Genomic DNA, 12,039 nt, shown 5'->3' with positions numbered 1-12,039 from the left:
GCCCCGCCGGCCCGGCCCCAATGATTACAGCCTGTTTTGTCATGTGCGGTCCCTCTTTTGTCAGTAGTTTACATAGCAGTCAAAACTTATTTCATTATATACGATTGTTGGAAAAGAAGGAAGGGGGAGAGGGGGGCCCGGTGGACGAAAACCTTTCACACACGGTTGATCAACTAAACAGTGGTACAACTGGTGTAAATGTGATAAAATATAAAAAAATATTCACAAATCCGGGCTGTGGACGGGTTGTGACAATACATGACTGGATAGGGACGAAGGAAGGGAAGTTTTGTCCTTTTTCTGGGGGAACCGAGGGGGAACGTCGTGAAAAAGCTGGAGAAACTCACTGAAATCATCGAAAAAATGTCGCCCCGGAAGCTGCTGCTTCTGTGCGGATCCGCAGCACTGGCTGTGTTCCTGCTGCTGTATGTGATCCTGTCCGCCCTGTTTCCGGATCAGAACAACGGAAAGGTGGCGGCAGGGAATGTAACCGTGGTGGAAGCGGCCCGGGATATCGCACCCCAGACCGTCCTTACCGACGATATGCTGAAAACCGTGGAAGTGCCCGCCAACCTGGTGCCCGCCGGTGCCCTGACGGACAAGAAACAGGCCCTGGGCAAGAAAACCGGTATCGACCTGTTTGCCGGGGATATCCTGACGGAACGGAAGCTCACCTCCCACGGGGGTGGCTTTGTAGGAATGATCCCCGATGGGATGCGGGCAGTTTCTTTCGGGGTCAATGACGTGACCGGGGTCTCCGGCTTTGCCAAACCCGGGGACAAAGTGGATATCCTGCTGGTGACGGACAAGGAAGGGAACGGGATCGTTTCCAAGACCCTGCTGAAGGATGTACTGATCCTGGCAGTGAACAAAAGCTCCGACCGGCCCCAGGGTACCACTACCCAGACCAGCGGCAGCAACGGGAAACAGACCATGCCCAACGGCAGCCAGCCCACAGGGAACACCGGCAGCACCGGATCCATGGGGACGCCTTCTGTAGTGACCGTGGCCCTGACTCCCTATGATGCAGCCAAACTGATCGGCTCCTCCCGGATCGGCCAGCTCCAGATGATGCTCCGGCCGGCGGACGGCTCTGCCGAAGACAAATCCATTGGATATTATGTGATCCCTCTGCCCAACAGCCAGGCCAGCGCCCCTGCGCCGGCACCGGCACCGGCTGTCCAGCGTGACTATACGCCCCGGCCGGCTCCCCAGGCACCGGCAGCTCCTTCCGGAGACGGTGGGGGAGATGCTGACGGACTGTCGGGAATTGAAGTCATCCGGGGAACCAGTGCTACCAGGGGGAAATGAACATGATCAATTACAGTAAACGCATGGGCCTCCTTGTTACGGCGGCCATTCTGGGAATGACGGGACAGGCGTTGGCTGCCACCACCCTGAGTGTGGCGGTGAACGGGTCCCGATATATGGAAGCCTCCGGGATCACCCGGCTGGCGGTGGGGAATCCGGAAATCGCCGATGTACGGCTCCTTTCTGGGAACGATTTCCTGCTGGTGGGGAAAAAGCCCGGTTCTACCACTCTTTTGGTGTGGAGCGACAACGGCCGGGAAGAATACAATGTATTTGTCTCCGGCAGTGATGCAGGGACGGCCCAGGCCATCCAGGAAGCCATCGGCTATCCGGAGGTCCAGGTGCAGATGATGAACGGCAAGGTCCTGCTCCGGGGCCGGGTCCAGAACCAGTATGAACACGATTCCGCCATCAAGGTGGCCCAGATGTATCTGGGCAGCGGGGGCGGCAGCACCTCCACCGCTCAGGCGGGAGGAAAAGAAGGCACCGCAGCCCAGGGGGGAAGTACCGATTCCAACATCATCGATATGCTGGATATGACGGAGCCCACCCAGGTGCGGCTGGTGGCCCAGATCATCGAAATCAACACCTCGGCGGAAAAGGATCTGGGGATCCAGTACTGGTCTCCCACTCTGGGGGATAATACTACCGGTGACAGCAATTCCTCGGATATTACCCGGGGGACGCCCGGTCTGTTCTACGCCGGGGAAAACTTCTACAAACAGCGGGGGAGCTTCGGCTGGTTCGGCAGCCATCTGTCCAACCTGAACGCTTCTCTCCAGGCCCTGGTCACCAGCGGCAAGGCCCGGATCCTGTCCCGGCCTTCCATTACCACCATGAGCGGCCAGAAGGCCAAGATCCTGATCGGGGGCCGGATCCCCATTCCCACCTCTGCCGGTGACGGGCAGATTGCCATTGATTGGCGGGACTACGGGGTGAAGCTGGACATCGAGCCGGTGGTGGACGCGGACAACAAGATCACCTCCAAGGTCCATGCGGAAGTATCCACCCTGGATTACGGCCACAGTGTGAAGGAAAACGATTTTTCCATTCCGGCCATTGCGTCCCGGGAAGCGGAAGCCATGATCAACGTCCGCTCCGGCATGACCATGGCCATCGGGGGCCTGTTGAATTCCGAAGACAGCAAATCCGTTTCCAAGATTCCGCTCCTGGGGGATATTCCCATTATCGGCCAGTTCTTCCGGCATACGTCCACCACCCGGGACAACCGGGAACTGCTGATCCTGATCACCCCGCTCCTGGTAGGGGACGATTCCCCGGTATCCATGAGCCAGCGGATGAAGGAGAATTACGAGGCGTCCGAACGGTATGAACGGAATGCGGAAAAAGTGGATGTGAATACCCCTGTGAAACCGGGGAACGACAAACAGGAACGGGATATCTGGGGCGGCCGTCCGGAAGAACATCCGGATACGGAGATCCTGGAAGAAAAGAAAGCACCGGAACCGCCTTCCCGGCTGCTGAAGACCACCGACGAAAAGGGTGAAACGGTGCTGGTGCCTCTTTCTGAAGATGATTACCAGCTGCGGAAAGAAAACCTGAAAGTGGTAGGGGTTGAAAAGCCCAACGGGGAAATCCAGCTGGACGAACCGGAAGCCCGGGAAGCAGAGAACAAGGGCCGGAATACCGGAAAAGAACCTCTGCTGGTGGAAAAGAAGAAGCCGGAACCCCGGCGGACCACCAGCTTTAGGGAACGGGTCCGGAAGCTCCAGCAGGAGTACCGGGACCAGTGGCAGAATCCCACCCGTCCCTGAATGATTGCATGATAAAGAACCAGAAACAGCAGGAGGCTTGAAGCTATGGAAGGCAGGAAAGGGACCCTATTTACGGTTTTCAGCACGGCCTATGCCGTGGGCAAAACGCTGCTGGCCATCAACATTGCAGCGGAACTGGCCCGGCAGGGACTGAAAGTGTGCCTGGTGGACCTGGATCTTCAGTTCGGGGATGTGTGCTATTATCTGAAGCTGAACCCGGAACGGACCATTGCAGACGCCCAGAAATCCATGGAAAAGGACCCCAAGGATACGGTGGCGGTGGAATACCTGACCCGGTACCAGGAAGGGAACACCGGGTTCGATGTGCTGGCCAATCCCAAACTGCTGGAAGAGGCCTACAACATGGACAACAACATCATCAAATCCCTGGTGCTCCAGCTCCAGCTGGAATATGATTATGTGATTCTGGACACCACCTCCACTTTCAGTGCTTTGAATCTGTCCATAATGGACCTGTCCACCCTGATCAACTTTGTGGGGATCGTGGACTTCATTCCCACCATCAAGAATATGAAGCGGGGATCGGATACCCTGAAGGAACTGGGATATGACGACAGCAAGATCCGCTATGTACTGAACCGGAACAATGCCAAGACCCGGATCGATGTGGAGGATGTGGAATCCATCCTGGGGAAGCATTTCGATTATGTGCTGCCCAATGATTTCCAGACTGCCCAGGAATCCATCCGCACCGGAGTGCCCTGTATTTTGGGCAGCCGGCATACCCTGCTGGCCCAGGGAATGGCTTCCATGGTGGATGGGTATGTGCATCCGGAAAACGAAGCCCGGGACAGTCGGGGGGACAATTCCGGAGGCGGCTGGCTGAGCCGTATCTTTTCCTGAGGAGGCATGAACCGTGGGTTACAGAACTGTCCTTATTGAAGAAAACCAGGTGATGCAGGAGAGGCTTTCCAGCGTCATCCGGAATACGCCGGGGTTCGAGCTGAGCGCCCGGTACCGGAATGCGGGGGATGCCCTGGGACAGATGCAGGCCTTCAAGCCGGAACTGATCCTGCTGGATATCGACCTGGACCGGAACAGTACCCTGCTGCCGGATCTGAAGAAAGCCTATCCCCATACGGTGATCATCGGCATGAGCCGCCGGTGGGATGCAGAGGCTCAGTCACGGCTGCTCCAATCTGGGGCCGGGGGCTTTATGGTGAAGCCTTTTTCCGGGGAAGAGCTCCAGGAAACCCTGAAGAACCTCCAGAACACCTCGGCTTCCAGAAATTCGGAAGTGATCGCCTTCTTCAGCCCCAAGGGGAAAAGCGGGAAGACCACCCTGATTGCCAACCTGGGGGCGGCCCTGGCCCAACAGACCGGGGAGCCGGTGGCTATCATCGACGGAGATCTCCAGTTCGGGGATATGGGGGTGTTCTTCAACCTGACCCCCCAGAGCACCATTGTGGAGGCCATCCGGGATATTTCCTTCCTGTCTCCGGTTACTTTAAAGTCCTATTTCGTCCCGGTGAATGAGGAACTGTCCGTACTGTGCGGGGCGGCCAAACCGGACCTGGCGGAAACGGTGACCATGGAAGGCATCACCAGCCTGATCGAAATGGCCCGGGGAATCTTCCGGTATGTACTGGTGGATCTGTCTTCGGGATTTTCCGATGTGGCCTGCACTGCCTGCGAACTGGCGGACAAGACCCTGGTAATGGCCATGGTGAACGGGGGCTACGAAGTGGAACACATGAAGCGGGCCCTGGAGATCTTCAAAGCCTGGGATGACTGTGATCGGCGGGTGAAGCCGGTGTTCACCCGGGTGAATCCCTGCACGGAAGAAGCCCGGAAGGAGTTTTCCCAGGCCCTGGGGTTCCCGGTGTTCCAGGTACTGCCCAACGAATATCTGGCGGTATCTTCCGCGGCGGACAACGGCCGGCTGCTGTTGACCCAGGCCCCGGAGAATCCCTTCTCCCAGGCGGTGGAACAGATGGCCGGGATCATAAAAAACTGGTGAATTTTCCTCCATCTTGACAGTTGTGAACAGGCTCATCCATGGTATAATACAGATAGAAAGGAGTAAAAAAGCATGATTGGTCTGGTAGCTCTGCTTTTTGCCTTTCTGTTCTTCCTGGGGCTTTACGCCGGTCTTTCCGTCTATATCCAGCGGCGGCGGGAAGTATCCCAGCGGATCCAGCAGTATGCCGGGTACACTCCTGCAGAGGTCCGTCAGGCAGGCTTTTTGGAAATTCTCCGGAACAAGTTCCATGAACTGTTTGCGGAACGGGTCCGGCGGCCAGGGCGGCCCTGGAACCGGAAAAAACTGGACCTGATGATGATCCAGGCCGGGCTGCCCCTGTTGGGAAACGAATACCTGGCCATTTCCGGGGGACTGGCGGTGCTGGTGTTCCTGGTGACGGCCCTTATGGGCCGGAGCCTTTTGACCGGGCTGCTGGGAGGCATTCTGGCCATCTTTGGTTCCGTGATCTTCCTGAAACGGCGGATCAATCGCCGGAAGGAAGCCTTTGAACGGCAGCTGGCGGATTGCCTTACCCTGGTATCCAACTCCCTCCGGGCCGGGTTCTCCTTTCTCCAGACCATGGAGATCATCTCCCGGGAAATGCAGCCTCCCATGTCCACGGAATTCGCCAATGTAATGCGGAACACGGCCCTGGGCCGGACTGTGGAGGATGCTCTCCAGGAAATGGACCAGCGGGTGGGGAACGAGGACTTCTCATTGGTAATCACCGCCGTATTGATCCAGCAGCAGGTGGGGGGCAACCTGGCCACCATCTTGGATACCATCCGGGAAACCATCAGCGAACGGATTCGGCTCCGCCGGGAAGTGGGGACACTGACGGCACAGGGAAAATTCTCCGGAATTGTGCTGACCTGTATTCCAGTGGCTTTGGGATTATTTTTTGCGGTAAGTTCTCCGGAATATCTGAAACCGCTCCTGACCACCAGTATAGGAAAAATGGCCATCGGCGTTGCGGTGGTGATGGAAATCATCGGCTATCTGCTTATCAGCCGGATTGTGGACATCAAGATTTAATATGTCCCCTGAATTTTGGTAAAAAGGGATTTCCCCTTTTTATAAATATTGCAATTGTACCAGTTCACTGAAGGAGGTGAAAACTATGATTACCATGGCAAAGATGATGTACGACATGTACATTAAACCCCGTCTGGGGGAAAAAGGCCAGGACATGGTGGAATATGCCCTGATGCTGGCTATCATCGTTGGGATTGGCTGGCTGATTTACAAGCAGGCTAACCTGGCAACCCAAATTAACGCTGTATTCAACAATGCCACTAATTTGATGAAAAATGCATCTAAGGAGCCTTAAGGTTTCTTCTGCACGCACAGGTTAGTGAGAATCTGACTTATTGTCTGATTCAGTTATTCTACAGCCAAAGGACTCCTGCTCATGCAGGAGTTCTTTCGAAAGGGTACCAGCTCCGATTGGTGCCTTTTCGAAAGAACCCTGACAAACAACGGAAAGGGGGACCCCATCATGAAACGGCAAAAGGGACAGGATATTGTGGAATTTGCCATTCTGGTCCCTCTTTTTTTTCTCATCTTGATTGCCATGTGTGCTTTCGGGATGTTCTTCAGCGATTACATCACCTTCAACAATGTGGCCCGGTCCGTGGCCCGGGAAGCGGTGGTCCGGGAGCCCGGGGACAGCTGGGACAATGTGAAGACCCGGAACTTCAATGAGTACAAAACTGCGGGGAATCTGTACAAACTGACCGATGAGAACAACATCACCATCCAGCAGACCACGGTGGACGGGTCTCCTTCAGTGACGGTGACGGTACAGGCACCCATCAAGACCCAGGGGGCCTTCTTCTCCAATCTGGCTTGGGCAGGGCTGCTCCAGGGGAGTGACCTGAAGACCATGCGGGCCACCTACACCATGTATGATGAGAATCAGCAAAAATAAGGAAAACCTGCCAGATCCGGGGACCTGGCAGGATACAAGGGGGATACGGCGTTGAAACTGCTGGAACGGCTGGGACGGAAAACTGAAAAAGGCAAGCCCGAGGTCCGGGAGAATCCCATATTCAACGGACGTGCGGCGGACGCCCGGGAAGAAGAGTACCAGAATCTGAAGGTGAGCGTCCACCGGGCCATTGTGGATGAAATGAGTGCGGAACAGCAGAAGGTGCTGGATTCTGCCACCCACAGCCGGCAGGATATCGAAAACGTAATCTCCGGTTATGTCCAGCGGGTGCTGGAGCACAACCCCTTTGTGGTGCCCCGGGGAGAACGGGCCCGGCTGGTATCCGACATCTGTGACGAAATCCTGGGGCTGGGGCCCATCGAACCGTTCCTGAAGGACGACAGCGTCACCGAAGTGATGGTGAACGGTCCCAAGAAGATCTATGTGGAACGGATGGGGAAACTCCACCTTACGGGAGCCCAGTTCCACGACAACAACCATCTGATGGCCATCATTGACAAGATCGTCACCCCCATCGGCCGGCACGTGGATGAAGCCTCCCCTCTGGTGGATGCCCGTCTCCAGGACGGCAGCCGGGTGAACGTGGTGATCCCTCCTCTGTCTCTGATCGGGCCCTGTGTGACCATCCGGAAATTCTCCCGGACACCCCTTTCGGTGGAGAATCTGATTTCTTTTGGCACCTTGTCGGAAGAAATGGCCATTTTCCTCCGGGCCTGCGTCAACGCCAAACTGAACATTATGATCAGCGGCGGTACCGGTTCCGGTAAAACCACCTCCCTGAACGTACTCAGTTCCTTCATCCCCCATGATGAACGGATCGTGACCATCGAAGATGCGGCGGAACTGCGGCTGGAACAGCCCCATGTGGTGACCCTGGAAGCCCGCCCTGCCAATATCGAAGGAAAAGGGGCGGTCACCATCCGTGACCTGGTGAAGAACTCCCTGCGTATGCGGCCGGACCGGATCATCGTCGGGGAAGTCCGTGGGGGCGAAGCCCTGGACATGCTCCAGGCCATGAATACGGGCCATGAAGGGTCCCTGACCACGGCCCACGCCAACAGCCCCCGGGATGTACTGTCCCGCCTGGAAACCATGGTACTCATGAGCGGCCTGGACCTGCCGGTGCGGGCCATCCGGGATCAGATTTCTTCGGCTCTGGACCTGATCATCCATCAGGAACGTATCCAGGACGGGTCCCGGAAGATCACCTATATTACGGAAGTACAGAAAATGGAAGGGGATGTGATCGTCCTCCAGGACCTGTTCCGGTATGTCCAGACCGGGTTCGACGAAAACGGCAAGGCCCAGGGAGAATTCCGTCCCACCGGGCTGCAGCCTCAGTTCCTGAACAAGTTCAAATCCCACAATGTGGAATATCCGGCCTTTATGCAGAAGGCACGGCCGGGGATCGACTGGGAAGAAGGTGACTGACCATGCTGGCACTGTCTCTTTCCATTGCCCTGGCGTTGTTCTTCTATCTGGTCCTTTCGGTCATGGCCCTGAAGAAGATCCAGGGGGAAGAAGTGAAGCGCCGGTTGGAAACCTTCCGGGAAGAAGAGGAAGCCCCGGAAGAGGAGACCAACCCCGACGACCTGAAGAAGATTCCCCTGTACCAGCGGACCATCGGCCGGCTGCTGAACCAGGCCATGGACTTTTTCTCCAAGTTTGCCCCTTCGGCGCTGCCCCAGATGATGGAGCAGCGGATCATCCTAGCCGGGAAGCAGGGAATCTGGAAGCCAAGGACCCTGGTGGGCATCTGGTTCGTTTCCATGGTGTTCTGGGGAGTCCAGGGGTTCCGGTATACCGCCAGCCATCCCATGGGCACCTTCGGGGGCCTGTTGCTGATCTGGGGATTCCTGCTGTTCGGGGCCATGCTGCCCTTCGGGGTGCTGAACCATATCATCCGGGACCGGCAGACAAAGATCATCCGGCAGCTGCCTGATGTGCTGGACCTGCTGTCCATTTCCGTACAGGCGGGCCTTTCCCTGGACGGTGCCATGCGGAAAGTGGTGGAACGGATGGAAGGACCCCTGATCGACGAATTCCGCCGGATGCTCCGGGATATCCGGATGGGCATGACCCGGCGACGGTCCATGCAGCTGATGGCCAAACGGTGTGATGTGCAGGACGTGTACCTGTTCGTCATGTCCGTGGTCCAGTCGGAACGGCTGGGGGCCTCCATGTCCGATACCCTGGTGATCCAGGCGGACAACATGCGGGACCTGCGGAGACAAAGGGCCAGGACCCAGGCTATGAAGGCACCGGTAAAGATGATCTTCCCCCTGGTGTTCTGCATTTTCCCCGCCATATTCGTAGTGGTCCTCCTGCCGTCGCTGATTTCTCTGATGCAGGGGATGAAATGAGGGGGCTCCAAATTGTCCAATCATGAAACCTGGTCCTTTGGGGACCGTTCCCAAATACAAATTGATGTGGAAATCGCCGACACCTGGTGGGGGCGGTTTCGGGGGCTGATGCTGCGGAAGCCCCTGCCTCCGGCCGCCGGCCTGTGGCTGAACCCCACCAACAGCATCCATATGTGCTTCATGCGGTTTGCCATCGATGCAGTGTATTTCAACAAAAATATGGAAATCGTGAAAATCGTCCGGAACCTTCATCCATGGTTGGGCCTTTCCGCCTGTTTGAAAGCCAGTTCCGTACTGGAACTGAAAGCAGGAGAGGCGGAGCGGCTGGGTTTGAAAGTAGGATTGCAGGCCGCAGGCCGCGAGCCGTGAGTCCCGGGCAAAAAAAATCCCACCCTCGAGGGGTGGGACTTTTTTTATTTGATCTTCGTCTTGTTCAGCTTTGCTGAAATCTTGTTCCCTATGGTCTGGACCAACTGGACCAGGGCAATCAGGACGATGACCGTGGCCACCATGGTATCCGCCTGGAACCGCTGGTACCCGTAGCGGATGGCCAAGTCACCCAGGCCGCCGCCCCCCAGGGCACCGGCCATGGCGCTGGAACCAATCAGGCTGATTACCGCCAGGGTGATGCCCAGCACAATGGAGTGCATGGCTTCCGGCAGCAGCACCTTCCAGATGATCTGGAGAGGGGAGGCCCCCATGCTCTGGGCCGCTTCGATGACCCCGGGATCCACTTCCAGCAGGGAGGATTCAATGATCCGGGAAATGAACGGAGTGCAGGAAATGGTCAGAGGCACAATGGCGGCGGTGGTGCCGATGGAAGACCCCACGATGATCCGGGTGAGAGGGATGATGGCCACCATCAGGATGATGAAGGGCACGGACCGGAGGGCGTTCACAATGGAGCCCAGGGTCTTGTGGAGAGCCGCATTTTCTTTGATGTGGCCTTTGCCGGTAATGGTCAGGATGACCCCCAGGGGAATCCCGAACAGAGAAGCAATGGCGGCGGACAGGGCTACCATGTAGAGGGTTTCGCCCAGGGCCTTGATCAGCAGATGGATCATATTAGGAGACATAACCGATCACCTCGTCTTTCACTTTTCTTTTGTGGAGGTAATCCAGGGCTTTTTTCAAATGGTCCTCGTCCCCTTCCACTTCAATGAGCAGGGTCCCGAAGGGGGTATCCTGCAGGGTTTCAATGTTGGCCGTCAGGATGTTCACATTGGTGTCGTATTCCTTGATCAGCACGGATACAATGGGTTCGCCGGCGCTGTCCCCGATGAAGCTCAGGCTCACCAGGGCCTTGTCCCCGGCTTTGTAGTCCTTGTGGATGTCCAGCTTCTTGACGAAATCAGGCAGGTCGTTGTGCTGGATGCTGGCCACGAATTCTTTGGTGGTGGCTTTCTGGGGATTGGTGAAAATGTCCACCATGGACCCCTGTTCGATGATCTCCCCGTTTTCGATCACGGCCACCCGGTCGCAGATTTCTTTTACCACGTTCATCTGGTGGGTAATCATGACAATGGTGATGTGGAGCCGTTTGTTGATGTCCCGGAGCAGGTTCAGGATGCTTTCGGTGGTCTGGGGATCCAGAGCGGAAGTGGCTTCATCGCAAAGGAGCACCTTGGGGTCGCTGGCCAGGGCACGGGCAATGCCCACCCGCTGTTTCTGGCCCCCGGACAGCTGGCTGGGGTAGTGGTCCGCCCGGTCCTTCAGGCCCACCAGGTCCAGCAGGGGTTCCACCTTCTTTTGGATGGCGGCTTTGTCCATTCCCTGGATTTCCAGAGGGAAGGCAATATTGCCGAACACGGTACGGCTGGACAGCAGGTTGAAATGCTGGAAGATCATGCCGATGTTCTGCCGGGCCTTCCGCAGCTGTTCCTCGCCCAGGGCGGTCATTTCCTGGCCGTCCACCATGACTTTGCCGCTGGTGGGCTTTTCCAGCATGTTGATGCACCGGACCAGGGTGCTTTTGCCAGCCCCGGACAGGCCGATGATGCCGAAGATCTCGCCTTCGTTGATGGTCAGATTGATATTCTTCAGGGCATGCAGGTCCCCTGAAGCCGTATGATAGACTTTGTCAATGTGCTGGAGTTCTATCAAGGGGGTTCACCTCCGTAAAAAATAAAAATTCCTCTTCATCAGCAATGAAGAGGAATCAGATTGGCTCACTCATCTTCATCTTTCAGGCCACGCCTGATGGACTTAGCACCGTTCAGCCGGCCAAAGCCGCTGATGGTTGCCGTAACTTCATAGGGCCAGTCCCTCCGTTACTCTGGATGAATTCTGTGCGTATTAAATGATACCGTATAAAGTACAGTTTGTCAATGGGAATTGGGGCATAAGTGCAGAGTAAAGAGTGAAGAGCAGGGACGGCAATCATCGGATGATCAACCACTTAACTACTCCTATCCTACATCCGTTGACACCCTCTTCCACCCGTGTTACAATCCTCCCGAAGGAGGGGATTGCCATGGATACCCGGGCTATCCGGTGTTTTCTGCAGGTTTATGAGAAACGGAGCATCCACCAGGCGGCGAAGGTGCTGTTTTTGACGCCCCAGGGGGTAAGCCGGATCATCGGGGTGCTGGAAGGGGAGCTCCAGGCCCGGCTGTTTGTCCGTACTCCCAAAGGGGTGGTGCCTACCCGGGAGGG

At 56.5% G+C, this 12,039-nt stretch carries 14 protein-coding genes and 1 riboswitch; of the genes, 12 read left to right on the top strand and 2 right to left on the bottom strand.

Features of this window, described 5'->3' with window-relative positions; translation table 11 throughout:
- From QVO43_RS04455 to QVO43_RS04405, 11 genes are all read left to right on the top strand, one after another.
- Positions 1-350 (top strand): hypothetical protein (locus QVO43_RS04455; protein WP_288174512.1); only part of this gene is annotated, 350 nt, incomplete at its 5' end.
- Complete coding sequence (gene cpaB, locus QVO43_RS04450; RefSeq protein ID WP_022487383.1) at positions 325-1,311, top strand: Flp pilus assembly protein CpaB; 987 nt, start codon at positions 325-327, stop codon at positions 1,309-1,311. The genes QVO43_RS04455 and cpaB, both read left to right, overlap by 26 nt.
- A gap of 2 nt (positions 1,312-1,313) precedes the next feature.
- Positions 1,314-3,086, top strand: a complete 1,773-nt coding sequence (locus QVO43_RS04445; RefSeq protein WP_022487382.1) for a type II and III secretion system protein family protein — start codon at positions 1,314-1,316, stop codon at positions 3,084-3,086.
- Between the two features lie 45 nt (positions 3,087-3,131).
- Positions 3,132-3,950: an AAA family ATPase gene (locus tag QVO43_RS04440; protein WP_022487381.1), complete on the top strand. Its 819-nt coding sequence runs from the start codon at positions 3,132-3,134 to the stop codon at positions 3,948-3,950.
- A 13-nt stretch (positions 3,951-3,963) separates the two neighbouring features.
- Positions 3,964-5,067: a response regulator gene (locus tag QVO43_RS04435; protein WP_022487380.1), complete on the top strand. Its 1,104-nt coding sequence runs from the start codon at positions 3,964-3,966 to the stop codon at positions 5,065-5,067.
- A 72-nt stretch (positions 5,068-5,139) separates the two neighbouring features.
- Complete coding sequence (locus QVO43_RS04430) at positions 5,140-6,105, top strand: type II secretion system F family protein (protein ID WP_022487379.1); 966 nt, start codon at positions 5,140-5,142, stop codon at positions 6,103-6,105.
- A gap of 85 nt (positions 6,106-6,190) precedes the next feature.
- Positions 6,191-6,400 (top strand): Flp family type IVb pilin, encoded by a 210-nt coding sequence (locus QVO43_RS04425; RefSeq protein ID WP_022487378.1) that lies wholly within the window; start codon positions 6,191-6,193, stop codon positions 6,398-6,400.
- A gap of 168 nt (positions 6,401-6,568) precedes the next feature.
- A complete protein-coding gene (locus tag QVO43_RS04420; RefSeq protein WP_022487377.1) occupies positions 6,569-7,000 on the top strand; it encodes a TadE/TadG family type IV pilus assembly protein in 432 nt (143 codons plus the stop codon).
- Between the two features lie 51 nt (positions 7,001-7,051).
- A complete protein-coding gene (locus QVO43_RS04415; RefSeq protein WP_022487376.1) occupies positions 7,052-8,452 on the top strand; it encodes a CpaF family protein in 1,401 nt (466 codons plus the stop codon).
- A 2-nt stretch (positions 8,453-8,454) separates the two neighbouring features.
- On the top strand, positions 8,455-9,384 hold the full coding sequence (locus QVO43_RS04410; RefSeq protein ID WP_022487375.1) for a type II secretion system F family protein: 930 nt from the start codon (positions 8,455-8,457) through the stop codon (positions 9,382-9,384).
- A 12-nt stretch (positions 9,385-9,396) separates the two neighbouring features.
- A complete protein-coding gene (locus tag QVO43_RS04405; protein ID WP_022487374.1) occupies positions 9,397-9,753 on the top strand; it encodes a DUF192 domain-containing protein in 357 nt (118 codons plus the stop codon).
- A gap of 44 nt (positions 9,754-9,797) precedes the next feature.
- Here the strand turns inward: QVO43_RS04405 and QVO43_RS04400 are convergent, their stop codons facing one another.
- On the bottom strand, positions 9,798-10,460 hold the full coding sequence (locus QVO43_RS04400) for a methionine ABC transporter permease (protein ID WP_022487373.1): 663 nt from the start codon (positions 10,458-10,460) through the stop codon (positions 9,798-9,800).
- Positions 10,450-11,487 (bottom strand): methionine ABC transporter ATP-binding protein, encoded by a 1,038-nt coding sequence (locus QVO43_RS04395; RefSeq protein WP_022487372.1) that lies wholly within the window; start codon positions 11,485-11,487, stop codon positions 10,450-10,452. The genes QVO43_RS04400 and QVO43_RS04395 overlap by 11 nt, the downstream gene beginning before the upstream one ends.
- Positions 11,488-11,559: 72 nt before the next feature.
- A riboswitch (SAM riboswitch) is annotated at positions 11,560-11,670 on the bottom strand.
- A 187-nt stretch (positions 11,671-11,857) separates the two neighbouring features.
- Here QVO43_RS04395 and QVO43_RS04390 point away from each other — a divergent pair.
- Positions 11,858-12,039: LysR family transcriptional regulator (locus tag QVO43_RS04390; RefSeq protein WP_288174509.1), on the top strand; the 182-nt coding region annotated here is incomplete at its 3' end.

The organism is Acidaminococcus sp. CAG:542 (assembly GCF_000437815.1).
Lineage (GTDB): Bacteria > Bacillota > Negativicutes > Acidaminococcales > Acidaminococcaceae > Acidaminococcus.
The sequence above is the reverse complement of the archived record's forward strand: the minus strand, read 5'-3'. Positions and strand labels throughout refer to the sequence as shown.

What these genes read in the sequence shown, in the direction of transcription:
- QVO43_RS04445 (WP_022487382.1), top strand. Translation starts at nt 1,314, where the DNA reads ATGATCAATTACAGTAAACGCATGGGCCTCCTTGTTACGGCGGCCATT.
- QVO43_RS04440 (WP_022487381.1), top strand. Translation starts at nt 3,132, where the DNA reads ATGGAAGGCAGGAAAGGGACCCTATTTACGGTTTTCAGCACGGCCTAT.
- QVO43_RS04430 (WP_022487379.1), top strand. Translation starts at nt 5,140, where the DNA reads ATGATTGGTCTGGTAGCTCTGCTTTTTGCCTTTCTGTTCTTCCTGGGG.
- QVO43_RS04425 (WP_022487378.1), top strand. Translation starts at nt 6,191, where the DNA reads ATGATTACCATGGCAAAGATGATGTACGACATGTACATTAAACCCCGT.
- QVO43_RS04420 (WP_022487377.1), top strand. Translation starts at nt 6,569, where the DNA reads ATGAAACGGCAAAAGGGACAGGATATTGTGGAATTTGCCATTCTGGTC.
- QVO43_RS04410 (WP_022487375.1), top strand. Translation starts at nt 8,455, where the DNA reads ATGCTGGCACTGTCTCTTTCCATTGCCCTGGCGTTGTTCTTCTATCTG.
- QVO43_RS04400 (WP_022487373.1), bottom strand. Translation starts at nt 10,460, where the DNA reads ATGTCTCCTAATATGATCCATCTGCTGATCAAGGCCCTGGGCGAAACC.